This window comes from Nocardia aurantia, assembly GCF_009604425.1.
In the GTDB taxonomy this organism is placed as follows: domain Bacteria; phylum Actinomycetota; class Actinomycetes; order Mycobacteriales; family Mycobacteriaceae; genus Nocardia; species Nocardia aurantia.
Genome location: NZ_WEGI01000003.1, coordinates 609349 through 635263 on the forward strand (window position 1 = coordinate 609349; position 25915 = coordinate 635263).

Consider the following 25915-nt stretch of genomic DNA (forward strand, 5'->3'; position numbering starts at 1 on the left):
CAGGGTTCGAGCCGGAGTCGGGGCTCACCCTGGAGCGGGGACTCGCGTTGTGGGCGGGGCTGACGCTGGAGCCGGGGCTCGCACCGGAGCTGGGGCTCGCACCCGGGCCGGGGCCGTGTGCCGGATGCCGTTGCGGCTGGTCAGTTTCGATGTTCGCTCGTCGGGCCGGTGCCGGCGGGCGCGACCGCCGGCCGTGCGGCGCAATGGTTCTCGGCGCGCTCACAGGTTCACCGTCCGGCGGCGGCGGACCAGAACGACGAAACAGGGGGCGCCGACCAGGGCGAGTACGACCGCGGCCTGCACCTCGCCGGGCCGGGCGACGATCCGGCCGGCGATGTCGGCCAGCAGCAGCGTCAGCGCGCCCAGCAGGCCCGAATACGGCAGCAGCCAGCGATGATCCGGTCCGGTGATCATCCGGGCCAGATGCGGGACGACCAGCCCGAGGAAGGCGATCGGGCCGACCGCCGCGGTCGCCGCGCCGGTGAGCAGCACCACCGCCGCCAGGCCCAGCGTCCGGTTGCGGGCGATGTTCACGCCCAGCCCGCGCGCCACGTCGTCGCCGAGGTTCAGCGCGTTCAGGCCGGGCGCGGCCGCGACGGCCAGGATCGCGCCGAGCAGGATGAACGGTGTCACCTGCCGCAGCACTCCGGCGTCGTGCCCGGCCACCGAGCCGACCACCCAGAACCGGTAGGTGTCCAGCGCCGTCTGATCCAGCAGGATCACCGCGTTCGTCAGCGCCTGCAACAGTGCGCTGACCGCGGCCCCGGCCAGCACGAGGCTCAGCGGGCTCGCCAGCGCGCCCCCGGCCGCCGAGGCCGCGAACACCACCAGCCCGGCCACCAGCGCGCCGGCGAAGGCGAACCAGATGTACTGCCGCGGTTCGGTCAACGCGAACAGGTGGATGCCGAGCACCGCCGCGAACGCCGCGCCGGAGTTGAGACCCAGCAGGCCCGCGTCGGCGAGCGGGTTGCGGGTGTATCCCTGGATCAGCGCGCCCGCGACACCCAGCGCGAGACCGCAGACGATGGCGAGACCGGTTCGGGGCAGCCGGAGTTCGCGCACGATCTGGTCCGCGGGGGTGCGCGAGGGGCAGTGCAGCGGCCAGTCGCCGGGGCAGGTGAGCGCGTGGTAGACGACGTCGGGAGACAGGGCCCGCGCGCCCACCGCGATGCCCACCGCCGCGGCGCACAGCACGAGCCCGGCCAGACCCGCCAATCCCGCGGCGAGCGGCGGCTTTCCGCGCCGCGGCCGGCGGGTGACTACAGCGGTCACGGTGACGAATAACTCCTGACGGTTTCAACCATTGCTCGACAAGTCTGGTAAGCCTAACCTATCTTTCGTTTTCGGCCCCAGCGCCGACTTCGGACGACCCCGCATTTGAAGGAGGTTCGATGTCCGCACCCATGCCCGTGTGCCCCCCACCGCACCACGAGCCCGCGTTCGGGCAGGTCTGTGCCAGGTTGCGCGCGCTGCAGCCGGACCATCCTCGCGTCTACGCCGTCGCCGGTATGGCCGATCGGGGCCGGCGGCGCTGGTGGCGGCTCGCCGACGGAATCCGGGAGGGCCGGGTCGAACTCATGTACCGGCGGCACGTCGCCGAGATGGCCAGTCCCGAGATCGCCGCGGAGGTGGTGGCCACCGCGCTGATCCACGGCGTGATCGGCCGGGTCGCCGCGCTGCTGGTGGCCGACGGCCGGGCGTGGGATCCGGGCCTGGAGAACCTCTGGATGCACTCCGACAACGACGGCGGCCTGGACTGGGCGGGCCTGGACGACACCACGTTACGAGTCGTGGCGGGCGATCGGCTCGCCGGTTCGCCGGGGGTGGTCACGCTGCCGTGCGACCGGGCGCTGTACCTGTGGCTCGCGCATCGCTGCGAGCCGGCGCTACGGCTGGTGCAGCACACCATGTTCCGCTGCGCCGGGCTGAGCCCGCGCCGGTACTGGGCGCTGGTGGGGGAGAGCGTGCTGGGCGCGGCGAACTGTGTGCCAGAGCTGGCGCGTACCTCGTCGGCGGCGGGCAGTGCGCGCGGGCAGGGTTTCGTGGCGGCACTCGAGGAACGGCGGCTCCCGGTGCGCCGGGCTTGCCTTGTTAGGTAAGGCTGCCCTACAATCGAATTCGGCGTAAGGATCGAGTGCGAGTCCCGAGGGCTGCGGTCGACTTCCCGATCCCTGCCGCGGCGGGTCCCACCTCCCGGGTGGGACCCGCCGTTTCGCCTTCCCGGCGGTGTGTAACGCTGGATTCATGACCGAGCAAGATCGTCCCGTTTCCCTCACCGGTATGACGCCCGAGCAGCTCACCGCGCTCAGCGGCGACTCCTTCAGCGACCTGATCGGCCTGAAGTTCACCGAGATGAGCCCCGATCGGGTGGTCGGCGAACTGGTGGTCACGCCGCGGCTGCACCAGCCGCACGGGATCGTGCACGGCGGCGTCTACTGCTCGGTCATCGAGACGCTCGCCAGCGTCGCCGCCGGGATCTGGTTCGGCGAGCGCGGCCGGGTCGTCGGCGTCAACAACAACACCGACTTCCTGCGCGCGACCCGCGAGGGCACGCTGCGCGGCGTGGCGACGCCGATCCACCGCGGGCGTTCACAGCAGCTGTGGCAGGTCGTGCTCACCGACGATCAGGACCGGGTCGTGGCGCGCGGTCAGGTGCGGCTGCAGAACCTCACCGTCGAGAGCTGACACCGCTCGGCAATTCGTCGGCGCGACGCGGTCCCGCGGGCGTGCCACAATGTCGCGCACATACTTTGCGAGGAGCACGCATGCGATTGTCGCCGCACGAGCAGGAACGGCTCATGCTCAGCTACGCGGCCGAACTGGCCCGGCGGCGGCAGGCGCGCGGGCTGAAGCTCAACTATCCGGAGGCGGTCGCGATCCTCACCGATCACGTCCTCGAGGGCGCCCGCGACGGCCGGACCGTGGCGGAACTGATGGCCTCCGGCCGCACGGTCCTCACCCGCGACGACGTCATGGCCGGCGTCCCGGAGATGATCGACGACGTCCAGGTGGAGGCGACCTTCCCGGACGGCACCAAACTCGTCACCGTTCACCACCCGATCGACTAGGGCTCGGCATGGCACACGACATCCCGGACCCGGTGCGGTCCGGTCCGATTCCCGGCGAATTCCTCTTCGCCGACGGCGACATCGAGATCAACCCGGGCGCCGATCGGCTCGAACTGGACGTCCTCAACACCGGCGACCGGCCGGTCCAGGTCGGCAGCCACGTGCACTTCCCGCAGGCCAACACGGCGCTGCGGTTCGACCGGGAGGCCGCGCACGGCCGCCGCCTCGACATCCCCGCGGGGACCGCGGTCCGCTTCGAACCCGGTCTGGGACAACGGGTCACGCTGGTCCCGCTGCGTGGCACCCGCGAGGTCCACGGTATCGATCTGACCGCTCCCGGAAAGCTGGACCGCTGATGGCATCGATCTCGCGCGCCCGCTACGCGGCGCTGTTCGGCCCGACCACCGGTGACCGGATTCGCCTGGCCGACACCGATCTTCTGATCGAGATCACCGAAGACCGCAGCGGCGGACCGGGTTTCGCCGGTGACGAGGCCGTGTTCGGCGGCGGCAAGGTGCTGCGCGAATCCATGGGCCAGGGTCGCGCCACCCGCGCCGAGGGCGCCCCGGACACCGTCATCACCGGTGCGGTGATCATCGACTACTGGGGAATCATCAAGGCCGACATCGGCATTCGCGACGGCCGGATCGTCGGCATCGGCAAGGCCGGTAACCCCGACACGATGGACGGCGTACACCCGGAACTGGTGGTGGGCCCGTCCACGGAGATCATCGCCGGAAACGGCAAGATCCTCACCGCCGGCGCGCTGGACACCCATGTGCACTTCATCTGCCCGCAGTTGGTGCCGGAGGCGCTCGGCGCGGGCATCACCACCATGGCCGGCGGCGGTACCGGCCCGGCCGAGGGCAGCAAGGCCACCACGGTCACCCCCGGCGCCTGGCATCTGGGCCGGATGCTGGAGGCGATGGACCCCTGGCCGGTGAACGTCCTGCTGCTCGGCAAGGGCAACACCGTGCGCCAGGAGGCGCTGTGGGAGCAATTGCGCGGCGGCGCGGGCGGTTTCAAGCTGCACGAGGACTGGGGCTCCACGCCGGCGGCGATCGACGCCAGTCTCACCGTCGCCGACGCCTCCGGCGTCCAGGTGGCGCTGCACTCGGACACCCTGAACGAGGCGGGCTTCGTCGAGGACACCATCGCCGCGATCCGGGGCCGGGCCATCAACGCCTATCACGTCGAGGGGGCCGGCGGCGGCCACGCACCCGATATCATCACCCTCGCCGGGGTCGCGAACGTACTGCCCGGTTCGACCAATCCGACCCGGCCGCACACGGTCAACACCATCGACGAGCATCTGGACATGCTCATGGTGTGCCATCACCTGAATCCGGCGGTCCCGGAGGATCTGGCCTTCGCGGAGAGCCGGATCCGGCCGTCCACGATCGCCGCCGAGGATCTGCTGCACGATCTGGGCGCGATCTCGATGATGAGCTCGGATTCGCAGGCGATGGGCCGCATCGGCGAGGTGGTGATGCGCACCTGGCAGACCGCGCACGTGATGAAGCGCCGCCGCGGCGCGCTGGCCGGCGACGGCCGCGCCGACAACCACCGGGTGCGCCGCTACATCGCGAAATACACCATCTGCCCGGCGGTCGCGCACGGTCTCGACCACGAGATCGGTTCGGTGGAGGTCGGCAAGCTGGCCGATCTGGTGCTGTGGGACACCAAGTTCTTCGGGGTGCGGCCGGATCTGGTGCTCAAGGGCGGCACGATCGCCTGGGCGGCGATGGGCGACGCCAACGCCTCGATCCCCACTCCGCAGCCGGTGCTGCCGCGCCCGATGTTCGGCGCCGCGCCGGGCGTGGTGGCGGGGACGTCGCTGCACTTCGTCGCCGAGCAGGCGATCGAGGACGGCCTCGCCGATCGGCTGCGGGTGGCCCGCGCCCTCGTCCCGGTCGCGAACGTCCGCGCGCGGACGAAGGCCGATATGCCGAACAACGACGCCCTGCCCCGGATCGAGGTGGATCCGGACACCTTCACCGTGCGTGTCGACGGTGAGGTGTGGGAGGAGCAGCCCGCGACGGAACTGCCGATGGCGCAGCGCTACTTCCTGTTCTGAGCCGCCGCACCGGCCTGGGCGGCGAATCCGTCGCAGAGCGCGTCCAGGCCGGCGCGCAGCAACCGGTACGGATCGAGCAGATCGCCGCGGCCGGAACCGACCAGCGGCTCCAGCGCCGGGGGCACGGGCCAGCGCGGTTCGCCGTCGAGCAATGCGGCCAGGCCCGACGGTTCCTCCTCGTCGCCGTCGTGCTCGGCGAGAAAGCCGACGCTGACCTGCTGTACGGCGATGCCGGCCAGATAACTCCACAGCGACAACGACATCCGGGTCGCGGTGCGTGGATCATCGGTCAGCTCGGCGAATCCGGCGACCAGCCACTCCAGGCAGGCGAGGCTGTGCGGGCCGAAGTTGTAGCGCGGCACGGCGAAGGTGAACAGCACCCACGGATGTTGCCGGTACAGCTGCCAATCGATCTCACCGGCCACCCGGACCCGGTCCCGCCAGGTCCAGTCCGGTTCGGGCTCAGGGTAGGGGTAGCGGCGGGCGACCTCGTCCGTCATCGCGGCCAGCAGCGCGTCCTTGTTCGGCACGTGCCGGTACAGCGACATGGCCCCCACGCCGATGCGCTCGGCGATCCGGCGCATGGACAACGCGTCCAGTCCGGTCTCGTCGGCCATGGCGACCGCGGCGTCGACGATGGCGGCGCGGGTGAGCTTGGGCTCGGTCATGGGATGTTTCGCTTTCGTTTCTGGAAGCCTTTGCGTACACTGTACTCAGTTCTGCCCGCGTACGACGTACGCATCTCTGAAGGAGAGGAAATGACCTCGACCGATATCCGCGTGTCCGGCGCGGCCCCGCAGGTGGGGTCGCCTCGTCGCGCCTGGCTGGGACTGGCCGTGTTGTTGCTGCCGGTGCTGCTGGTGTCGATGGACGTCTCGGTGTTGTTCCTCGCGATGCCCACGCTGAGCGCCGCGCTGGACCCGTCGGCGATGCAGCAACTGTGGATCCTCGACGTCTACGGATTCGTGCTGGCCGGCCTGCTGATCACCATGGGCAATCTGGGCGACCGGTTCGGCCGGCGGCGGATCCTGCTCGGCGGCGCGACCATTTTCGGGATCGGCTCGGTCCTGGGCGCCTTCGCCCCCAGCGCCGGGGTACTGATCGCCGCCCGCGCGCTGATGGGCGCCGGCGGCGCGACCCTGCTGCCGTCCAGCCTCGCGCTGATCTCGGCCCTGTTCGCGGAACCGCGGGCCCGCGCCGCCGCCATCGGCGTCTGGACCGCCTTCTTCGCGGGCGGCTCCGCGGTCGGGCCCATCATCGGCGGCCTGCTGCTGAACCACTTCTGGTGGGGTTCGGCCTTCCTGGTCAACCTGCCGGTACTGGTGGTGTTCCTGGCCCTGGGCGCGCTGCTGCTGCCCGAGCACCGCGCCGGACGCGGCCCGCTCGACCCGATCAGTGTGGTGCTGTCCATCGGCGGCATCCTCCCGCTGATCTACGCGGTGAAGCACGCCGCGGCCGACGGCGTCGCGATCACCGACGGTGTGTTCGCGGTGATCGGCGCCGGGCTGCTGTGGGCGTTCCTGCGGCGGCAGCGGCACCTCGACGATCCGCTGCTGGACCTGAGCCTGTTCCGCCGGACCGGCTTCACCGTCGCGATCGGGTCCAGCACCATCGGCATGCTCGCCCTGTCCGGCCTCGGCTATCTCGGCAGCGTCTACCTGCAATCCGTGACCGGCCGCGACCCGCTCGCGGCCGCGTTCCTGAGCATTCCGGCCGCCGCGATGGTGTTCGTCGTGTCCATGGGCGGGGCCCGGATCGGCCGGCGGCTCGGCGCTCCCGTCTCGTTCGCGGTGGCGCTGGGCACCGCCGCGGCCGGCAATCTGCTGATGCTCGGCATCGGCGTGGACGGCGGCGTCGGCTGGTACGTGGCCGGTTCCACGATCGCCGGTTTCGGCTACGGACTGTGCTTCACCCTGGTGTCCGACGTCGCGATCTCGGCGGTCCCGCCGCAGCGCGCGGGCGCCGCGGCGGGCATCTCGGAGACCAGTTTCGAACTGGGCAACGGACTCGGCCTGTCCCTGCTGGGTTCCCTGGTCACCCTGGTCTTCCGCTCGAAGGGCCACTTCGAGTCCACCCTCGGCGAAACCCTCGCCCACGGTGACGCCGGGCTCGCGCACGCGGCCCGCGCGGCCTACGTCAGCGGCGTGCACGCCGCGATCGTCGTCGCGGCCGGCTTGCTCGCGGCCATGGCGGTCGTCGCATTGCTGTCGGCCCGGCGGCGGGACGACACCGCTCCGGCACCGCGCTGATCGGGCCGTCCACCCCGATCGCGGTGCCGGGTACCGGTGCCTTCGGAAGGGCTCGTGCGTCTGTCCGGCGAAAGGTACGGCCGGCCTGCTCGGCGCGTCGGCGGCCTCGTGCGGTGGTGCACACTCTGATGAGCGCTCCCACCGACCTCGGCGAGTTGCCCGGCCTCACCGCCGACCTGATCATGTCGCGCGCCCACCGATCCCCGCGGCCCGGCCACCGGCCCTAGGATCGCGGGATGGGTGCGGAGGTGTGTCGATGAGTGTGGCGATGGTGATGACGCTGGCGGATTCGCGGCTGCCGATCGGGGGGCATGTGCACTCCGGGGGTGTCGAGGAGGCGGTCGTCTCGGGACTGGTACGGGATGTGACGTCGGTGGAGGCGTATCTGCGGCGGCGGATCCGGACCTCCGGGCTGGTGGCGGCGTCGCTGGCGGCCGCGGTGTGCGCGGGGGAGCTGGACCCCGGACGGGCCGAGGCCGAGGCGGATGCCCGGACGCCGGCGCCCGCCGCGCGGACCGCCTCCCGCGCACAGGGGCGTGGACTGCTGCGGTTGGCGAAACAGGTGTGGCCGGAACAGGATTGGCGTGCACTCGGGGCACGGCCGCACCTGCCGACGGTGTTCGGGGTCGTGGGGATCGCGGCGGGACTCACGCCCGCGCAGATCGCCGGGATCGTCGTCTACACGACCATGACGGGGGCCGCCACCGCCGCGCAGCGGTTGCTGGCGCTGGATCCGGCCGCCGTCGCCGCCTGTACCGTGCGGCTCACCGACCTGTGCGATCGGACGGCGGACGAGGCGGTCACGGGGCTCGCGGCGTTGTCGGATCCGTTGCAGGACGTGCTCGCCCAGCGCCACCTGCAGCGCGGGATGCCGCTGTTCGCCTCGTAGTTGCCGGGCCGGGTTACACGGCCTTCACGTGCGTCCGTCAGGATGGTCGCGGAAGCGAAGGAGAGCGATATGCCACCACACCTGATCGACGGCGAACCGCACGATCACGGCCACGACCGCCCGAAGCGGGAACGCACCCCGGGCGAGCCGGTGCGGATCGGGATCGGCGGGCCGGTCGGATCCGGGAAGACGGCGCTGGTGGCGGCCCTGTGCCGGGAACTGCGGGACGAACTGTCGCTGGCCGTGCTGACCAACGACATCTACACGACCGAGGACGCGGACTTCCTGCGCCGCCACGCGGTGCTGCCGGACGAGCGGATCGCCGCGGTGCAGACCGGCGGCTGCCCGCACACCGCGATCCGCGACGACATCACCGCCAATCTGGACGCCATCGACGATCTGATCGAGGCCAACCCGCCGCTGGATCTGATCCTGGTCGAATCCGGCGGCGACAACCTCACCGCCACTTTCTCTTCCGGCCTGATCGACGTGCAGATCTTCGTCGTCGACGTGGCCGGTGGCGACAAGGTTCCGCGCAAAGGCGGTCCGGGCGTGACCTTCTCGGATCTCCTGGTGATCAACAAGACCGATCTGGCGCCGCTGGTGGGCGCGGATCTCGCTGTGATGGACCGGGATTCGACCGCCGTACGAGAGGGCCGCCCGTTCGTGTTCACCTCGCTGACCGGTGATCCGGCCGCCACCCCGGTGCTGGAGTGGGTGCGGGAGCGGGTCCGGGCCGCCGCCGACGCGGACGCCGCGGTTGCGCACTGAGCTGCGGATCCTCGCGCGGCCCGGGGCCTGGCCGCACATCCGCGCCACCGGCGCGATGGCGGCCCGGGCCACCGCACCCGACACCGTCCACCTGGTCGGCACCGCGGCCACCCCGGTCGGCGGCGACGAGCTGGACATCGGGATCGAGGTGGCGCCCGGCGCCCGGCTGCGGGTGCGCACGGTCGCCGCGACCCTCGCCCTGCCCGGGCGGGAAACCCCGCTGTCGGTGGCGTATTGGCGGCTCGCGGTCGGTGCCGGCGCCCATCTGGACTTCGCGCCCGAGCCGACGGTGGTCGCCGACGGCGCCGAACACCACACCGTCACCACCGTCGATCTGGCGGACGACGCCGTGCTCCACCTGGCCGAACACATCCAGATCGGCCGCACCGGAGAGGATTCCGGCCGCTGGCGCGGCGACCTGATCGCCGACCGCGCCGGTTCCCCCCTGCTCCGCCATCGCCTCGAACTCGGCGCGGGCGCGTCCACCGACGATCTCCTCACCGCCCCACGGGCATTGATGAGCGTCCTCGCCGTCCCGGACGAAACCCCCACTCGGACAAGCGGTTCGGCCGTCCTGCTGCCCCTCGCCGCCGGCGGCACCCTGTTCTCCTGGACCGGACCCGCACTTGCCGCCTACTCCGATTCGGCTGCGGCGCAACACAACTCGGTCGTGGTCACGAGGGCGTCACACTGATCGGTCCGAGTTCGAGGTGGTCCGGCGGTGGCCGCGAACGGCCGGTAGGCGGCTGGTCGCATCAGGCGGTATGCCGGGATCCGACCCGAGCCGCGCTCGTGATCCGCACGGCTGCCGAGGCGGGTTGTGAGCGAGTCATTGTGCCGGACGGCAGGATTCATTGCGGACGGTGCCGACGTCCAGTGGATGCCGCGGGAAGGGCGGGCGCCGGGGTTCGGCGCCCGCCCTGGTCGAGCAGGTGCGGTCGGATCAGATGTCCCCGAGCACGCGGGAGGGGGCGGTGAGGCCACCCACCGCACCGACGGCGGCACCGACGCCGGCGCCGATCGCGGCGGCGGGAATCGTGACCGCCGCGGCGCCCATGGCCGCACCCAGGATCGGACCGGCGACGAGGCCGATCGGCAGGAACGGCACCCCCGCGATCAGTCCGCACAGCCCGCCCATGGCCGCCGCGCTCAGCGTCAGCGGCAAGGCCGCGCTCGCACCCGCGACCGCGCCCATGGCGGCGGTGCCCATGGTCTGACCGGCGACGCGATCGGAGCGGCTGCGCTCCATGCCGATCGAATCCAGGAAGGTGGCGAGGTTGGCTTCCGTCTGGGCCGAGGTGTCGTTGACCGTGATCGCCTGATCGCGGTTGATCCAGTCCGGCGCGTCGACCTGCACGTCGCCGAAGCGGAACTTGCCGGGGGGCGGCGCGATCGGCGGCACCGGGGTCACCGGTACCGGCGTGTGCAGCGTCCCGACCGGGGCCAGGTAGTGATGGTTCGGCAACGACCGAGCCGTCTGCAGGGAGCTGAGCTCGTTGTGCGGAATGTGCAGGCCCTCGTAGGGCTGCTCGTTCGGCGAGCCGGCTGCCGGCCACTCCTGCATCGCATCATCTTGTTGCGCGACCGGCAGAGTACCGGCGACTGCGTTCGCAGTGCCGGCTCCGACGACCGCCAGGACTAGTGGGACGGCACCTGCTGCCACCACCGTGCCAACCCGATTGCGATGCGGGTTGGGTGCCCTGTGTTTACCTGCGGCCATACACGACCTTTCGTTCGGGGAATCTCGACGCTCGACATTCGGACCAGGTTGCCGGGCGGATTGGTGCAGCTCACGACACGCCGCGAGCCGCGCGGTCGGGAGCCGGTCGCCCGCGCGGGCGGTGGCCGATCGATTCCGTACGGACGCATTCGAATTCGCCCCGGGACGGCGAACGGCCGGGATCCGCGCGGAATCCCGGCCGTTCGTGTCGTGCCCGGCGCTCAGGGCCCGGCGGTCGCGGGCGTCTGCGCGGGCGACTCGGCTGCGGCGGGCGAGTCGGCAACGGACGCGTCGGCGGCCGGGGACTCCACGGCCGGCTTGTCGACCAGGGGCGGCTCGATCGCCGGCGCGTTGTAGGCATTCACCCCGCCGATGACCGCGCCGACGACGGTACCGACCACCAGGCCGGGCAGGACGGGCGGCAGGCCCGCGATGGCGCCCACGACGGCGCCGGTCGCGGCTCCGCCCAGGGTTCCGGCGGCGATCCGATCCGAGCGGCTCGGCGCGAATCCGGCCGAGTCGAGCGTGCGGGCCAGTTGAGCTTCGGTGCGCGCGGACGCCTCGTTCACCTGGCCGGCCTGGACCGGGCCCAGCCACGGCGGGACGTCGACCTTCGCGTCGCCGCAACGCAACTTCCCGGCCGGCGCCTGGATCGGCGCCACATCGGGCACGCTGCCGGGATTGGGCAGGTGCAGGCGCTGGGCATCGACGGGGGCCAGGCCGGCGTTCTCCGGTTCGGCCCGCATACCGGTGTCGGAGTTGCGGCCCACGTACACCTTCGGCGCGGGGGCGTCGGCGGCCACCGGCTCCTCGTCGGTCGCCGCGGCGGTGTCGGCCTGCTCGCCCGCGTCCTGCGTCCGCGCGGCCGCCGGCACCGGCGGGATCGGGGCGGCCTCCGGATCGGTGGCGGTGTCGGCGGAGGCCTCGACCTCGCCCGGATCGACGGGAGTGGCGTCGGCGGGCGTCTCGGCCGACACCACCGGCGGCGTCGCGGCCGGGGAATCCGCGACAGCGTGGCCGGCTCCGAGGCATACGGCGACCGGAATCGTTCCGGCGACGAGGATCGAACCGAGCGGCCGCCGACGCGGCGCCGGATCACCCTGCTGGCTTGTGCCCATGATGACCTTTCTCGTGAATGCGAACGTATTCCGAACAACACATTCGGATCCGTCCGGCGTTCCGGATTGGTGTGGGCCGGGTGGCGAGCAGGGCCGCGCGGGCGCGGGTTACGGGATCAGCCGGTGGATTCTTTACTGTCCGTACCGGTTTCCTCGAGTGCCTCGCGAGCGTCCTCGTCATTTCCGTTGAGGGCCTCGAGTGCGAGCCGGGCGAAAACCCATTGCTCGGTGGCGGCCATCTGCCCGCGATTACGCCCCGAGAACGAGACGAACCATTGGAACACGGTGACGATCCGGCTGCGATAGCCGATGAGGTAATAGAGGTGCAGCGCCAGCCAGGCCAGCCAGGCGAGGAACCCGCCGAACTCCAGTTTGCCGATCTGGCACACGGCGTTGAACCGGGAGATGGTCGCCATGCTGCCCTTGTTGAGGTAGTGGAACGGCTTCCGTTCGGCCGGGGTCTGCTTCCCCTTCAATTCCTTCTTGATCTGTTCGGCGGCATAGGTGGCGCCCTGGATCGCGCCCTGGGCCATGCCCGGCACCCCGGGCACCGCCATGAGATCGCCGACGACGAAGACGTTCGGATAACCCTTGATCGTGAGATCGGGTTCGACGACGACGCGCCCGGCCCGGTCGGTCTCGGTGCCCTTGGACCGTTCGGCGAGCATCTTGCCCAGCGGGCTGGCCTGCACCCCCGCCGACCACACCTTGCACGCGGCCTCGATGCGCCGGATGTCGCCGGTCTGGCTGTCCTTGATGGTGACGCCGCGCGCGTCGACCCCGGTGACCATCGAGTTCAGCTGGACCTCGACGCCCATCTTCTCCAGCTGGGCGTGCGCCTTGCCGCCGAGTTTGGGACCCATCGGGGCGAGGACCGCGTTGGCACCCTCGACCAGCACCACCCGGGACTCGCGCGAGTCGATGCTCCGGAACGCTCCGGCGAGGGTGCGATTGGCCAGCTCGGAGATCTGCCCGGCCAGTTCGACACCGGTGGGACCCGCGCCGACCACGACGAATGTGGTGAACCGATCCCGGTCCTCCTGGGTCTGCGCCAGCTCGGCCTCCTCGAAGGAGCCGAGGATGCGGGCCCGCAACTCCAGCGCGTCGTCGATGGTCTTCATGCCCGGCGCGTAGGTGGCGAACTGGTCGTTGCCGAAGTAGGACTGCTGTGCGCCGGTGGCGACGATGAGGCTGTCGAACGGGGTGACCGTGTCCTGGCTCAGCAGCCGCGAGGTGACCGTGCGGTTGACCAGGTCGATGTCCTGCACGTCGCCGAGCAGCACCTGGGTGTTGGCGTACTTGCGCACCACCAGGCGGGTGGCGGGCGCGATCTCGCCGGTGGACAGGATGCCGGTGGCGACCTGGTACAGCAGCGGCTGGAACAGGTGGGTGGAGGTCTTCGAGATCAGCACCACGTCCACGTCGGCGCGGCGCAGGTGCCGGGCGGCGAACAGGCCGCCGAACCCGGATCCGACGACCACGACACGGTGGCGCCGGCCACCGGCGGTTGCGTTGCTCATCTGGCACTCCCTCCAAGCCCGACAATTCGACGCGCGACGGTGACAACCGTAGTCGGCAACCGGCCGGCAGTCACGGCGAGTGCGGAGTGTCGGTGCAATCGCCGCACGGGTCGGTCGTGCGGGCGGTCAGCGGTCCGCGGGGGCGGCGGCCGGCGTGGCCGGCGCCACGATCAGCGGCCCGACGAAGCGGCCCGCGCCGGCGGATTCCAGCGGCGGCCACAGGAACGCGGTGAGCCGGTCGACGAATTCGTCCGGGCGCCGGCCCGGATCGCGCCCCCAGTCCTCCGCCGACATCAGGATCGCGCCGACGGTGGCGGTCGCCCAGATCCGCGCGGGCGCGGGGTCGGCGTCGACGGCCCGCAGCAGGGCGTCGAACACCGCGGTGGCCCATTCGGCGGAGCGGGTGAAGAACGGCCGGGCGGCCGGCGGCGGGTCGTCGGATTGCATTCGCTGCATCAGCAGGTGGTGCAGATTCGGGTTGCCGTCGACGAAATCGCACATCAACTGGACCAGCGCGCGCAGCAACCGCTGCCCGGGCAGGGGTTGCGCCAGGATGGTGTCCGCGGCGGCGGTCACCCGTTCCATGTGGCGCTCGGCCAGTCCGTCGACCAGGGCGGGCAGATCCGGGAACACCGCGTACACCGCGGTCCGCGCGTAACCCGCCTCGCCCGCGACCCGGGCGATCGTGACCCCGGCGCCGTCGCGGGCCACCACCCGCTCGGCGGCGTCGAGCAGTTCCTCCCGCCGGACGGCCGGATCCCGGGGCGGGCCCGGCGGCCGGCCACGGGCGCGGCTCGCCGCTCGCACCGTCTCTGCGCTCATGGTGGTCCACGGTATCGCGTGCCGCCGGGATCGGCCGCGCGCCGGATTTCGTGAGAAATTCATGAGATTTCCGGATGCCACGCGCGGTTGCGAAGCGGAAACGAATTATCCGGCGAATTCGCGCCGGCAATACAATGACCGGGAACTGCGTGACGGCGCTCGATGCCGCTCACGGGGAGAATTCCGGTGCCCGCCGGTCCGGAATCCGGACATCGTCGCCGTGAATTGTTCGGCGCCCGATCGCTTTCCGCCGGGATACCCGGCGAATGTTGTGGGATGAATTCGGCGGTGAGATTGACCGATGCGAGTTTCGGGGTGTAATTGTGGTCTGTTGGTGCACCGCCCGAAAAAGAATTCACAGGCGAATATTTCTCGAGACCCCGATCGTCTCAATGGAGGCACCCATGCCGAATCCCGAGCACCGCGATCCGAAGTCCGCACCCGCGCAACCGATGCCGCCCACGCACATCGTCGACCAGGTCCGCGATCATCCGTTCACCGTGCAGCGGCTGGTGGAGCGCCCGGTCGAGACGGTCGTGGACAAGCCCGTGACCATCGAACGGGTCGTCGAGCGCCTGGTCGTCGACACCGTGGACAAGGTGGTCGACAAGCCCGCCCGGGTGACCCGAATGGTGGAGAAGCCCGAGGTCACCGTCGTGGACGAGGTGCGGGAGAAGCCCGTGAACATCTCCCGGCTGGTCGAGCGGGCGGATGTGCGGATCACCGACAACGTGGTCGACAAACCCGTCACCGTCGAGCGCCGGATCGAGCAGCCGACCGTGACCGTCACCGACAAGGTCGTCGACAAGCCGGTGACCGTCGAACGGCGGATCGAGCAGCCGATCGTGAACATCGTCGACAAGGTGCAGAACAAGCCCGTCGAGATCCAGCGGCTGGTGGAGAAGCTGGTCGTCGCGGTCGTCGACCGGGTCCAGGACAAGCCCACCCGGGTGCAGCGCCTGGTCGAGAACCTGATCGTCGACATCCACGACAACGTGGTCGACAAGCCGGTACGGGTCGAGCGCCGCATCGAGCAGCCCGTGGTCGAGATCGTCGACAAGATCGTGGAAGTACCGGTCCAGCGCATCGTCGAGCGCGTGGTGGAGAAGCCGGTCGAGAAGATCGTCGAGCGGATCGTCGAGAAACCGGTGGAGAAGGTGGTCGAGAAGATCATCGAGGTCCCGGTGGAGAAGATCGTCTACCGGACCGTGGAGAAGCCGGTGGAGCGGGTCGTCGATCTGGTCGTCGAGAAGCCGGTGATCAAGACGCGCGAGGTGCCACGCGAACTGATCGTGGAGAACATCGTCGTCAAGCCGGTGGAGAAGGCGGTCGACCGCGTCGTCGAGAAGGTGGTGGAGACGCCGAACATCGTCGAGAAGGTGGTGGAGCGGCCCGTGGACCGGCCCGTCGAACGCGTCGTCGAGAAGCCCAACGTCATCGAGAACGTCGTCGAGCGGCCCGTCGACCATCCGGTGGATCGGATCGTCGAGGTGCCCAACATCATCGAGAAGGTGGTCGAGAAGCCCGTCGACCGGGTCGTGGAGAAGGTCGTCGAGAAGCCCGAGATCACCGAGAAGGTCGTCGAGCGGCCGGTGGCCCGGTCCGTGGACAAGGTCGTCGAGGTCCCGAAGGTCACCGAGAAGGTCGTCGAGAAGCCGGTCGAGCACACCGTCGAATTGATCGTCGAGAAGCCGAACATCGTCGAGAACCGCATCGAACGTCCGGTGGAGAAGGTCGTCGACGCGATCGTCGAGATGCCGCAGATCATCGAGAAGGTCGTGGCGAAGCCGGTCGAGAAGGTGCTGGAGAAGATGGTCGAGACCCCGGTCCTGGTCGAGCGGACCGTCGAGCGCGAGGTCGAGATGGTCCAGGAGCGCATCGTCGAGAAGCCGGTCGAGAAGGTCGTGGAGAAGATCGTCGAGCGCCCGGTCTACAAGGAGGTCGAGAAGGTCGTCGAGGTCGTCGTCGAGAAGCCGGTCTTCGTGCAACGGGTGGTGGAGAAGCCGGTCGAACGCGTCGTGCGGACGCAGGAGACCCTGTCCACCAACGTGCGGAAGTTCGCCGGCGAGCCCACCGATGTCGAGGCGGTGGTGCACGAGAGTGGTTCCGCCGACGTGGAATTCATCGAACGCTCCACGGGCCGGCACCCGTTCGACCGGATCGTCGGCAAGGCATCGGACGTCCTGCCGAACGAGGAACTGACCAATATCGAGTCCCGGGAACCGGAATCCGAACGCGACCGCGACAAGGACCGCCCGCGCGGGCGGCACTGGTTGCGGCGCTGAGAGGAGCGATGATGTCGTCACTGTCACGAAAGGCGTTGTCCGGCTTCGCTACCGGCCTGCTCACCGTCGGACTGCTCGGCGGGACGGCTCTGGCCCAGCCGGGCGTGCCGGCCCCCGGGCCGCCGCCGGAGGCGACCGGCGCGATCGACTCCCACTACAACGAACTCGGCGGCGCCTCGTCGATCCTGGGTCAGCCGGACGGCGATGCCGCCCAGGTCGCCAACGGCGCGATGCAAAACTACCGGGGCGGCACCATCTTCTACTCGCCCGGCACCGGCGCCCAGGCCGTGTACGGCGACATCCTGAACCGCTACCGCGATCTCGGCGGCCCGACCGGGGAGCTCGGTTTCCCGACCGGCGACGAGACCGATGCCGGTGACGGGGTCGGCCGGGTCGAGAATTTCGCGGAAGCCGGTGGCGCCGCGATCTATTGGAGCCCGTCCACCGGCGCGCACATGATCAAGGATCGGGTGCTCGACGCCTACCGGTCCAGCGGCGGGGTCACGGGTCCGTTCGGTTATCCGACCACGGACATGACCGACGAGAACGGCGTGCAGGCGAGCTCGTTCGCCGGCCCGACCGGCACCGAGATCAGGTGGTCGCAGGCCGACGGCATCAGCACGGTGCCCGCGAACCTGGCGGCCTCGCTGACCGCGCAGGCGCCGCAGCCGCCGGCCGCCGGGCCGACGCCGCCGATCGCCGCGCCGCCCCCGGCCGTGAACAGCTCCGGGAATTCGGGCATCAACCGCTGGTGGGGTGTGCCGATCGGCCTGGCCATCGCCGCCGCGGTGGGTGCGCTGCTCGGACTGCTCGGCCGCCGTCCCGCGCCCCGGCCGGAGGAACATCCGCTGCGGCGGGAGGAACATCCGTTGCGTACCGCGATGGAGCCGACCGTCCGCACCGCGGCACCGGAGCCGCGTCGCTCCGCGTTCGAGACTCCGCGGCCGGCCGCACCGGGGATGCGCGCCGGATATCCACCGCGTAGCGAATTCGACACTCCGCGAACCGGTTTCGATATGCCGCGGGCCGGTGCGACACCGCCGGCCGGGCGAGCTCCCCGCGACGTCCCGGCCTCGCCGCAGACCCGCCGCGGCGCCGCGGAACCCGTGGTGCACCAGCGTCCGGCGTCGGAGGTCGGCGGTGTCGAGGTGGTGTACGAGAACAACGCCGTCGGCGCCGGCCAGCGCAGTCACACCGACAAGAGCGATCCGGGCCCCGGTGGCCCGGGGACGCGGCGGCGGTGACCGGTTCGCTCGAGACAGAGTTCGTTCCGTGACGACGTGAGTCTGGAAGGAGGGCCGTCACATGGAGTGGCTGCTCGGATTGCTGGGCGGACTGGTCGGCGGGAATCTCGCCGGCGCCCGGACCGGCGTGGGAATCGGCGCCAACAGTGTGGCCGGCGCGGTCGGTGGCGGTGTCACCGGCGCGATCATCGAGGCGGCGACCGGCAGCGGTCTGGACCTCGGGCAGATCATCGGTCAGATCGGTGGCGGTGGTGCGGTGGGCGCGGTGCTGACCGCGCTGATCGGCCTGATGCGGCGCGGGCGCGGGACCACGGTCCCGCAGGGCCGTGCGATGTCACACCAGCACGGCCGCGCGACCTCGCACTGAGGCGGCCGGATCGGCCCGCTCCCGGCTTCCGGGAGCGGGCCGATCCGTGTGCCCGCCGATTCCGGCTCCGCGCGGCAGTGATCCGTGCTACTAATGTACGGAGCGTACTTTTTGCGAAGGCGGGGCCATGGTCGGCATCGACACGAGCGCGTTGGAGCGCGAGAACACCGCGCTGTTCCGGATCTCGGATCAGCATCCGATCGACCGGCTGCTGAACCGGCTACCGGCGCGGGAACGGGTGCTGGCCACCCCGCGCGCCGCCGGGCAGCTCCCGGTGCGCGGCGACATCGGGCTGCCGTACCTGGGCCGCGCGCTGCAATACCTGCGCTGGGGCCCCGCCGAAGCGCTGGCCCGCTACGAGCAGTACGGGCCGGTCAGCTACAACCGGTCGCTCGGCGTGGACCGGGTGCTGGTCGGTGGCCCGGACGCGATCGACGAGGTACTGGGCAAGCGCCGCAACGACTTCGGGCAGGGCTGGGACACCTTCATCGGCCCGTTCTTCGGCCGCGGACTGCTGCTGCTGGAATTCTCCGAGCACATGTACCACCGCCGGATCATGCAGCAGGCGTTCACCCGCCCCCGGCTGGAGGCGCATCTGGCGGAGGTCACGCCGGTGGTCGACGAGGCGATCGCCCGCTGGGTGCCCGCCGGTCCCGGCGGCGCCCGCGAGGTGAAGCTCTACCCGACTGTGAAGGATCTGACCCTGGAGATCGCCACCGCGATCTTCATGGGCGCCGACGCCGGACCGCAACGGCAGCGGCTCGGCTCCGCGTTCGTGGACAGCACCCACGCGGCGCTGGCGATCGTGCGGCACGCGGTGCCCGGCGGCGCCTGGTGGCGCGGCCTGCGCGGCCGGAAGGTGCTGGAGGAGTACTTCTTCCGCATGCTCCCGGAGAAACGGCGCACGGACGCACCGGATTTCTTCGCCGCGCTGTGCCACGCGAAATCCGAGGACGGCGAACAGTTCTCGGACGAGGACGTGGTGAACCACATGATCTTCCTGATCATGGCCGCGCACGACACCACGACCACCACCGCCACCACGGTCGCGTACTACCTCGGCCACCACCCGGACTGGCAGCAGCGGGTGCGCGAGGAGGCGCGGGCGCTGCACGCCGATCTCGCCGGCCGGCCGCCGACCATCGCGGATCTCGATCGGCTGCACAGCCTGGACCTGGTCATCAAGGAAAGCCTGCGGCTGGTGCCGCCGGTGCCCGGCCTGGTGCGCCGGGCGGTGCGCGACACCGAGGTCGCCGGTCACTACATCCCGGCCGGGACCAACGTCGATCTCGCCTACATCACCAACCACATGTCGCCCGAATTGTGGACCGACCCTTTGGTTTTCGATCCGTCCCGGTTCGACGAGCCGCGCCGCGAGGACCGCAGCCACCGGCTGGCCTGGATGCCGTTCGGCGCCGGCGCGCACAAGTGCATCGGCATGCACTTCGGCGTGTTCGAGGTGAAGGCGCTGATCGCGGCCATGGTGCGCGATCACGAATGGCGCATCCCGGACGAGTACGCGATGCCCTGGGGTTTCACCACCATCCCGTTCCCGCGCGACGGAGCGCCGATGCGGTTGCGGCGGTTGTAGTTCCGATCGGCTAGCGTGCGGTGATGTCCGTCGCACGGGTGGTCCCCGGTTCACCGCACAGTCCGGTCGTGTTGCACGTACCGCACGGTTCCCGGCACATTCCGGCGGCGGTGCGGGCCGGAATCCTGCTCACCGACGCCGAACTGGCCGCGGAGCTGGACCGGATGACCGACAGCGGCACCGGGCCGCTGGCCCACCGCGCGGCGCGGCGGGCCGCCCTGCCCCCGTGGATCGTCGAGAACACGGTGTCGCGTCTCGTGACCGACCCGGAGCGGTTCCCCGACGAGCGCGAGGAGATGCGCGCGGTCGGCATGGGCGCGGTCTACACCCGGACGTCACACGGTGCGCCGCTGCGACATCCGGACGCCGCTGCCGAGGAAGCGTTGCTGGCGAACTACTTTCGTCCCTACGCCGAAACCGTGGCGCGGGTCGTGGACGAGCGGCTCGCGGCGACCGGTACCGCGATCGTGCTGGACGTGCACTCGTATCCGCGTGTGCCGCTGCCCTACGAACTACACGGCGACGGGCCGCGTCCGGCGGTGTGCCTGGGCACCGACGCGGTGCACACCCCGGACCCGCTGCGGGCCGCGGCGTGGAAAGCGTTCGCGGCCTGCGGTGATCTCGCGCTGAACACGCCGTTCGCGGGATGCTATGTGCCGCTACGGCATTACGGTTCGAATCCGGCTGTCGCGGCGCTCATGATCGAGATCCGCCGCGACACCTACCTCACGGAACCGGCCGGGCCGCCGACGCCGGGCCTGGACAGCCTGGTCGCGGCGCTGGCCCGGCTGATCGACGCCTGTTAACGCCCGGCCAGCAACAGCTGGGCGACGTGGGTGGTGGTCTCCGCACCCTCGGTGTAGCCGCCCTGGTCGCCGAGGTCGCTCATGATCGCCAGCGTGTAGCGCTCACCCGGACCGGCGAAACCGACCGAGTTGACCACCCAGCCGCCCTGCTCGTCGGACCAGCCGTTCTTCAGCCCGGGCCGCATCGAGGCGCCCGCGCCCCAGACGCCCCAGTGCTGGTTGGTGTCGACGTTGCGCATCCGATCGAGCAGGTACCCCTTGTCGTCGGGGTGCATGGTGTCGAGCACATTGTTCATCAGCCGATCCAGATCGGCGGGGGAGCACTGCTGGAATCCCCAGTCGGGGAAGGGATGTCCGCCGGTGGGCGGGAACGGGACCAGTCCGGACATGCCGTTGGCGTGGAAGGCGTTGTTGTAGGCCATCCGATCGGGGCCCGCGTACTTGAACCAGAGCACATCCGCGGCATTGTCGTTGGAGGTGGCCATCATCGACTCCAGCAGCGACCGATCCTCCGGGGTCAGCACGATCGCGCCGACCCGGGCCCGGTTGAGCAGGTCCTCGGCGATCGCCAGCTTGATGGTGGACGCGGTCCAGAACATGGTGTCGGCGTTGCCGTTTCGGTACACGCCGCCGGTGACCCGGTCGCGCAGCACATAACCGACGACGCCCGGCCGACCGGCGACGTACGCGTCGGCGGCGGCGATGCGGTTGCCCATGTCACAGTCGAAACCGTTGGCACATCCCTGCGTGTGCAGCGGCAGCGCGGCGGCCGGAGCGGCCTGCACCGTGGGTGCGGCCGTGACGAGGGCAGCGGCGACGGCACAGGCACCGAAGGCCAGCGAGGATCGGGTGGCGCGCGAGGCGGCGCGAGGATAACGCACGGTGACCCACACTAGACGCGGCTCCGGAAAGCGGCCAACCGGTCAGCGGAAAGCGGCCAACAGGTCCTCCACCTTGCGGCCGTTGAGCCGGTAGCAGTGCTCGAACGCCTCGGTGTGCCGATCGCGTGGCCAGGCGTTCAGGACGACCGCGCGGCCGTAGTGACGGGAATTGACGAGCTCCCAGCGTTCGCCGACGCGGCGGACCGTGAACCCGGATCTGGGAAGAAGGGGAATCACCGTCGCAGACATGAACCGAACCAGCCTTTCGAATGCCGCTTGCCCCGTGAACCTCATCCTCCCCGCGGAGCACTGTGGCACATCGCGCCGCGCCGACCGGGGTGACACGCGGCGGTGAATTTCGGCCAACCGGGTTTTGTGACGAAGGCCACGGAAAGCTATGTGTTGCTGGAAATTTGGTTCAAACGGTCATTCCGGAGAAATTGCAGACCATAGCTAATGCCAAATGTTTGCCAGCAATATTCCTTTCGGTTTGTTTTCGTATAACCGAGTCGTGCGTCGGTGTGGCGCCCGGGAGTTTGTAGGATCGGCCGGTCGACAAGCAACCGCGGGGCATCCGCCCGGAGCGGCCGTCGGCCACACCGCGAACGCAGAGAGGCGGCTGATGGCGCTGCACATCCACCGGGCCGAGCGGGCGGACACGCTCGCCGATGTGCTCGCGTCGATGATGTCGCCGCCGTTGCCCGATCCGTTCGCCGCTGAGGTGGTCGCGGTGCCCGCCAAGGGGGTCGAACGCTGGCTCACCCAGCGGCTGTCCCGGGTGCTCGGCGCGGCCGGCGGCGACGGCATCAGCGCCAACATCACCTTCCCGACCCCCGCGGCACTGGTCGCCGGGGTGCTGGCCGAGGCGACGGGGATCGCCGTCGCGGACGACCCGTGGGCGGCGGAACGCGTGGTGTGGACGCTGTTGCGGGTACTGGACGCCGCCCTGTCCGAACCGTGGTGCGCGGTGCCCGCCCGCCATCTCGGCGCCGGCGACGCCCGCTCGCACCGATCCGGCCGCCGCTTCGCCACCGCCGCCCGCATCGCCGCGCTCTACGAGACCTACGCGAGCCAGCGCCCGGAGTTGTTGCGCGCCTGGGCCTCCGGCGCACCCGCCACCGACCTGCCCGACGACCTGCGCTGGCAATGCCTGCTGTGGCAACGCCTGCGCGCCGAACTCGGCACCCCCGGCCCCGCCGAACGGCTGGCCGCAGCCTGCGCCCGGCTGCGCGCCGAACCGTCCGCCGTCGACCTGCCGCACCGGTTGTCCCTGTTCGGCGTCAGCCGCCTCGCCGCCGACCAACTCGCCGTCCTGTCCGCCCTCGCCGCCCACCGCGACGTCCACCTCTGGCTCACCCACCCGAGCCCCGCGATGTGGGCGGCGCTGCACGATCCGCTCGTGACGCCGGATGCCGTTTCCGATGCGCGTGTTTCGGCGGTCGCGGAGGTCGATGCGACCAGTGTGGCCGGTGCCCCAGGCAGGATCGGCGAGTTCGCCGCTGCCGGTGCGGCTCTCGGAGCCGGTCCGGTCGAAAGGCGCCGCGCCGTAGCCGGGGTCGCACCGCGACATGCCGACCCGGCCGAGCAGGTTGATCTGGGCGAGCGGGTTGATCCGGCCGACGCCGCGGATACCCGCCAGGGGGCCGGGGCCCCGGGTGGGGCTGAAATGCCGTGTGGCGCTCATGTTTCCGGTGCGGCCGGTACCCTCGGCAAGCCCGGTGTGCCGGGCGGGACCTATGCACCTCCTGAGCTGTCCGGCATCCCGAATTCGGCCGAGGAGGTCGAATCTGCTGTGGCGGCAGAGATATCCGGGATCGCCGAGAGCGTCCGTCCGGCGGGGGAGCCCCCGGCGGATTCGCGAGAAACTACTCGGAACGGTGCGCCGGAAATCGACGGCGGTCGTATCCCCCTCCTCGGACCGGTGCGGGCGACGGATCGCAGTGCGCTGGCGGTGGCGCACCCCCTGCTGGCCGCGCTCGGGCGCGACGTCCGCGAATTGCAGCAGCGCCTGGCGGTGCTCGGGCCGGTGCGGGGCACTCACCATCACGTGGTGAGCGAAAGCGGTTCGCGCACTGTGCTTTCCGCTGTGCAGGCGGGCCTGCGAGACGACAGCTGGCCGCCGGCGCGGCGCGTGCCCGCCGACGGCAGCGTGCAGGTGCACTCCTGCCACGGCCCGGCGCGGCAGGTCGAGGTGTTGCGGGATGTGCTGCTGGGCGAGTTCGCAGCCGATCCGACGCTGCAACCCCGCGATGTCGTGGTGCTGTGCCCCGATGTCGACAGCTACGCGCCGCTGCTGCGGGCCGCCTTCGGACAGTCCCAGGCCGATGCCGCCGGGGCCGCCGCGCATCCCGGCCACCTGTTGCGGGTGCGTCCGGCCGACCGTTCGCAGGGGTCGGCGAATCCGGTGTTCACCGTGCTCGAACAGGTTCTGGGCCTGGCCGACGGCCGGGTCACCGTCACCGAGGTGCTGGATCTCGCTGCGTCCGAACCGGTTCGGCTGCGCTGCGGTTTCGACGACGACGATATCGAGCGGCTGCGGGAGTGGGCCGCGGAGACCGGCGCGCGCTGGGGTATCGGGCAGCGTCAGCGACAGGCGTTCGGCCTCGACGACTTCGCGCAGAACACCCTCAACGCCGCCGTCGACCGGATCCTGCTGGGCGTGGCGGCGGGGGAGTCCTCCGAGGACTGGCTGGATCTCGCTCTGCCGCTGGATGACGTGGACTCCGGCGATGTCGATCTGGCCGGCCGGTTCGCCGAATTCGTCGACCGGCTGGCGGTGTGCGTGCGCGACCTGCGCGGCCCGACCCCCGCCGAACCCGCCGGATCCGAGCGCCCGGCGAGCGAATGGCAGCAGGTTCTCACCCGCATCCTGGAACTGCTCACCGACGTGCCGCGAGCCCAGGCCTGGCAGGCGGCGGAGGTGCGCCGCGACCTGGTCGCCGTCCTGGAACACGCCGGCGACATCCCGCTGCGCCTGCCGGACATCGCCGCGCTGCTGCGCTCGCGGCTGTCGGCCCGGTCGACGCGGGCCAATTTCCGCACCGGCGAGTTGACCGTCTGCGGCCTGGCGCCGCTGCGCTCGGTGCCACACCGCGTGGTGGTGCTGCTCGGCCTCGACGACGACGTGTTCCCGCGTGCCGGCGGCATCGACGGCGACGACATCCTCGCCCGCGAACCCCGCGTCGGCGACCGCGACGCCCGCAGCGAGGATCGGCAACTGCTGCTGGACGCCATCACGGCCGCCCAGGAGCGGCTGATCGTGCTCTACACCGGCGCCGACCCGGTGACCGGCGCCTACCGGCCGCCCGCCATCCCGCTGGCCGAATTGCTCGACGCCGTGCGCGCCCACCTCACCGACACCGCGGCCGCCGCGCTGGTCACCAGGCATCCGCTGCAGGCCTTCGACCGCCGCAACTTCGAGGCCGCGCATCCGATGAGCTTCGACACGGTGGCACTCGCCGGCGCCCACGCCGCCGCGCACCCCGTCCAGCGTCCGCCGGAATTCCTGCCCGGCCCGCTCCCGGCCGCCGCCGTCACGGATGTCGAACTGGCCGAACTGATCTCGTTCGTGGAACACCCGGTCCGGGCCTTCCTGTGGCAGCGCCTGGGCATCCGGGTGCCGGAGGAGGACGAGGAAATCGATCAGCGCCTGCCGATCGAACTCGACGGCCTCACCAAGTGGAACATGGGCGAACGCATGCTGTCCGCCCGTCTGACCGGCGTGGATCCCGCCACCCTCCGGGCGGCGGAATGGCGCCGCGGCACCCTGCCCCCGTTCGGCCTCGGCGCGGCGGTGCTGGACGAGGTGGAGGACACCGTCGACCGCCTGGTCCGGGTGGCGCAGCCGATGCACGAGATCCCGTCCCGGACCATCGACGTGGCAGTGGATCTCGGTGACGGCCGCCTGCTCTCCGGCACCGTCCCCGACGTCCACGACGACGCCGTCGTTCGTACCACCTTCTCCCGGCTGGCCCCGAAACATCGCATGGCCGCCTGGGTCCGAGTGCTCGCCTTGGCCGCCACCGAACGCAACCGCGGCTGGCGCGCGGTGACGATGGGCCGCGGCCGATTCGGCCGTCCCGCCTGGCGTTCCACCCTGACCGCCCCCAATGCCGCACTGGCCCAGCAGATCCTGCGCGACCTGGCCGACCTCCGCGACTCGGGCCTGGCCGCCCCGCTGCCGGTCGCCCCCACCGCCTCGGCCCTCTACGCCGAACGGCGCGCCCAGGGCGCGACCGTGGAGGATGCCCGCTTCGCCGCCGACCAGGAATTCCTCGGCGGCCCCAACGGCCCCAAGGCCTTCGGCGACCACACCGACCGCTACCTCCGCTACGTGTGGGGCCCTGCCCCCCGCCTGGAGAACCTGGAAAACCCGCTCGCCGAGCCGGATCCGCACGGCGAACCCACCACTTTCGCCGCCACCGCCCGCCGCCTCTGGCACCCCCTGCTGACCTGCGAATCGCAGGGCCAGCCGTGACCGACGAACTCTTCTCCCTCACCGACCTCG

General features: G+C 70.9%; 24 protein-coding genes. 15 read left to right on the forward strand and 9 right to left on the reverse strand.

Features of this window, described 5'->3' with window-relative positions:
* Window positions 1-219: 219 nt before the first annotated feature.
* Window positions 220-1272, reverse strand: coding sequence for a FecCD family ABC transporter permease (locus tag NRB56_RS09130; protein ID WP_319942756.1), 1053 nt, complete (start codon window positions 1270-1272; stop codon window positions 220-222).
* Between the two features lie 119 nt (window positions 1273-1391).
* Between NRB56_RS09130 and NRB56_RS09135 the strand changes: the two genes are divergently transcribed.
* From NRB56_RS09135 to NRB56_RS09155, 5 genes are all read left to right on the forward strand, one after another.
* Complete coding sequence (locus NRB56_RS09135; protein WP_227837378.1) at window positions 1392-2099, forward strand: hypothetical protein; 708 nt, start codon at window positions 1392-1394, stop codon at window positions 2097-2099.
* A gap of 145 nt (window positions 2100-2244) precedes the next feature.
* A complete protein-coding gene (locus tag NRB56_RS09140) occupies window positions 2245-2685 on the forward strand; it encodes a PaaI family thioesterase (RefSeq protein WP_194290775.1) in 441 nt (146 codons plus the stop codon).
* 80 nt (window positions 2686-2765) lie between these two features.
* The gene (locus NRB56_RS09145; protein ID WP_153340255.1) at window positions 2766-3068 is read left to right on the forward strand and encodes an urease subunit gamma; all 303 of its coding nucleotides are present in this window, start codon (window positions 2766-2768) and stop codon (window positions 3066-3068) included.
* Window positions 3069-3076: 8 nt separating this feature from the next.
* The gene (locus NRB56_RS09150) at window positions 3077-3424 is read left to right on the forward strand and encodes an urease subunit beta (protein WP_153340257.1); all 348 of its coding nucleotides are present in this window, start codon (window positions 3077-3079) and stop codon (window positions 3422-3424) included.
* Window positions 3424-5145, forward strand: coding sequence for an urease subunit alpha (locus tag NRB56_RS09155; RefSeq protein ID WP_153340259.1), 1722 nt, complete (start codon window positions 3424-3426; stop codon window positions 5143-5145). Before NRB56_RS09150 ends, NRB56_RS09155 begins: the two co-directional genes overlap by 1 nt.
* Here the strand turns inward: NRB56_RS09155 and NRB56_RS09160 are convergent.
* Entirely contained in the window at window positions 5130-5813 is a 684-nt protein-coding gene (locus tag NRB56_RS09160; protein ID WP_153340261.1) for a TetR/AcrR family transcriptional regulator, read from the reverse strand. The two genes, NRB56_RS09155 and NRB56_RS09160, sit on opposite strands and share 16 nt — an antisense overlap.
* 90 nt (window positions 5814-5903) lie before the next feature.
* Here NRB56_RS09160 and NRB56_RS09165 point away from each other — a divergent pair, with 90 nt between their 5' ends.
* The 4 genes from NRB56_RS09165 to NRB56_RS09180 all read left to right on the forward strand — a co-directional run bounded on the left by NRB56_RS09165 (window position 5904) and on the right by NRB56_RS09180 (window position 9748).
* Window positions 5904-7394, forward strand: coding sequence for an MFS transporter (locus tag NRB56_RS09165; RefSeq protein ID WP_153340263.1), 1491 nt, complete (start codon window positions 5904-5906; stop codon window positions 7392-7394).
* Window positions 7395-7650: 256 nt separating this feature from the next.
* Complete coding sequence (locus NRB56_RS09170; RefSeq protein ID WP_153340265.1) at window positions 7651-8283, forward strand: urease accessory protein UreF; 633 nt, start codon at window positions 7651-7653, stop codon at window positions 8281-8283.
* Between the two features lie 69 nt (window positions 8284-8352).
* Entirely contained in the window at window positions 8353-9054 is a 702-nt protein-coding gene (ureG, locus tag NRB56_RS09175) for an urease accessory protein UreG (RefSeq protein ID WP_153340267.1), read from the forward strand.
* The gene (locus NRB56_RS09180) at window positions 9044-9748 is read left to right on the forward strand and encodes an urease accessory protein UreD (protein ID WP_153340269.1); all 705 of its coding nucleotides are present in this window, start codon (window positions 9044-9046) and stop codon (window positions 9746-9748) included. The genes ureG and NRB56_RS09180 overlap by 11 nt, the downstream gene beginning before the upstream one ends.
* Window positions 9749-9997: 249 nt before the next feature.
* Here the strand turns inward: NRB56_RS09180 and NRB56_RS09185 are convergent, their stop codons facing one another.
* The 5 genes from NRB56_RS09185 to NRB56_RS09205 form a co-directional block, all read right to left on the reverse strand.
* A complete protein-coding gene (locus NRB56_RS09185) occupies window positions 9998-10618 on the reverse strand; it encodes a hypothetical protein (protein ID WP_153340271.1) in 621 nt (206 codons plus the stop codon).
* A 377-nt stretch (window positions 10619-10995) separates the two neighbouring features.
* Window positions 10996-11892 carry a hypothetical protein gene (locus tag NRB56_RS09190; protein WP_153340273.1) on the reverse strand — a complete coding sequence of 299 codons (897 nt, stop codon included), beginning with the start codon at window positions 11890-11892 and terminating at the stop codon, window positions 10996-10998.
* 116 nt (window positions 11893-12008) lie between these two features.
* The gene (locus tag NRB56_RS09195; protein WP_153340275.1) at window positions 12009-13412 is read right to left on the reverse strand and encodes an NAD(P)/FAD-dependent oxidoreductase; all 1404 of its coding nucleotides are present in this window, start codon (window positions 13410-13412) and stop codon (window positions 12009-12011) included.
* Between the two features lie 126 nt (window positions 13413-13538).
* Window positions 13539-14234 (reverse strand): TetR/AcrR family transcriptional regulator, encoded by a 696-nt coding sequence (locus tag NRB56_RS09200; protein ID WP_194290776.1) that lies wholly within the window; start codon window positions 14232-14234, stop codon window positions 13539-13541.
* A 59-nt stretch (window positions 14235-14293) separates the two neighbouring features.
* A complete protein-coding gene (locus tag NRB56_RS09205) occupies window positions 14294-14593 on the reverse strand; it encodes a hypothetical protein (RefSeq protein ID WP_153340279.1) in 300 nt (99 codons plus the stop codon).
* 45 nt (window positions 14594-14638) lie between these two features.
* Here NRB56_RS09205 and NRB56_RS09210 point away from each other — a divergent pair, with 45 nt between their 5' ends.
* From NRB56_RS09210 to NRB56_RS09230, 5 genes are all read left to right on the forward strand, one after another.
* Complete coding sequence (locus NRB56_RS09210; protein ID WP_153340281.1) at window positions 14639-16519, forward strand: hypothetical protein; 1881 nt, start codon at window positions 14639-14641, stop codon at window positions 16517-16519.
* A gap of 11 nt (window positions 16520-16530) precedes the next feature.
* A complete protein-coding gene (locus NRB56_RS09215) occupies window positions 16531-17763 on the forward strand; it encodes a hypothetical protein (RefSeq protein WP_227837380.1) in 1233 nt (410 codons plus the stop codon).
* 61 nt (window positions 17764-17824) lie between these two features.
* Complete coding sequence (locus tag NRB56_RS09220; protein WP_153340285.1) at window positions 17825-18130, forward strand: hypothetical protein; 306 nt, start codon at window positions 17825-17827, stop codon at window positions 18128-18130.
* 127 nt (window positions 18131-18257) lie between these two features.
* The gene (locus NRB56_RS09225; RefSeq protein WP_153340287.1) at window positions 18258-19721 is read left to right on the forward strand and encodes a cytochrome P450; all 1464 of its coding nucleotides are present in this window, start codon (window positions 18258-18260) and stop codon (window positions 19719-19721) included.
* Window positions 19722-19744: 23 nt separating this feature from the next.
* Entirely contained in the window at window positions 19745-20527 is a 783-nt protein-coding gene (locus NRB56_RS09230; protein WP_153340289.1) for an N-formylglutamate amidohydrolase, read from the forward strand.
* Here NRB56_RS09230 and NRB56_RS09235 read toward each other — a convergent pair.
* Both NRB56_RS09235 and NRB56_RS09240 read right to left on the reverse strand, forming a co-directional pair.
* Window positions 20524-21408, reverse strand: coding sequence for a serine hydrolase (locus NRB56_RS09235; RefSeq protein WP_319942757.1), 885 nt, complete (start codon window positions 21406-21408; stop codon window positions 20524-20526). The genes NRB56_RS09230 and NRB56_RS09235 overlap by 4 nt on opposite strands.
* A gap of 42 nt (window positions 21409-21450) precedes the next feature.
* Complete coding sequence (locus tag NRB56_RS09240; RefSeq protein WP_153340291.1) at window positions 21451-21657, reverse strand: hypothetical protein; 207 nt, start codon at window positions 21655-21657, stop codon at window positions 21451-21453.
* 373 nt (window positions 21658-22030) lie between these two features.
* Here NRB56_RS09240 and recC point away from each other — a divergent pair, with 373 nt between their 5' ends.
* Window positions 22031-25885, forward strand: a complete 3855-nt coding sequence (gene recC / locus NRB56_RS09250) for an exodeoxyribonuclease V subunit gamma (protein ID WP_227837382.1) — start codon at window positions 22031-22033, stop codon at window positions 25883-25885.
* The last annotated feature ends 30 nt before the right edge of the window (window positions 25886-25915 follow it).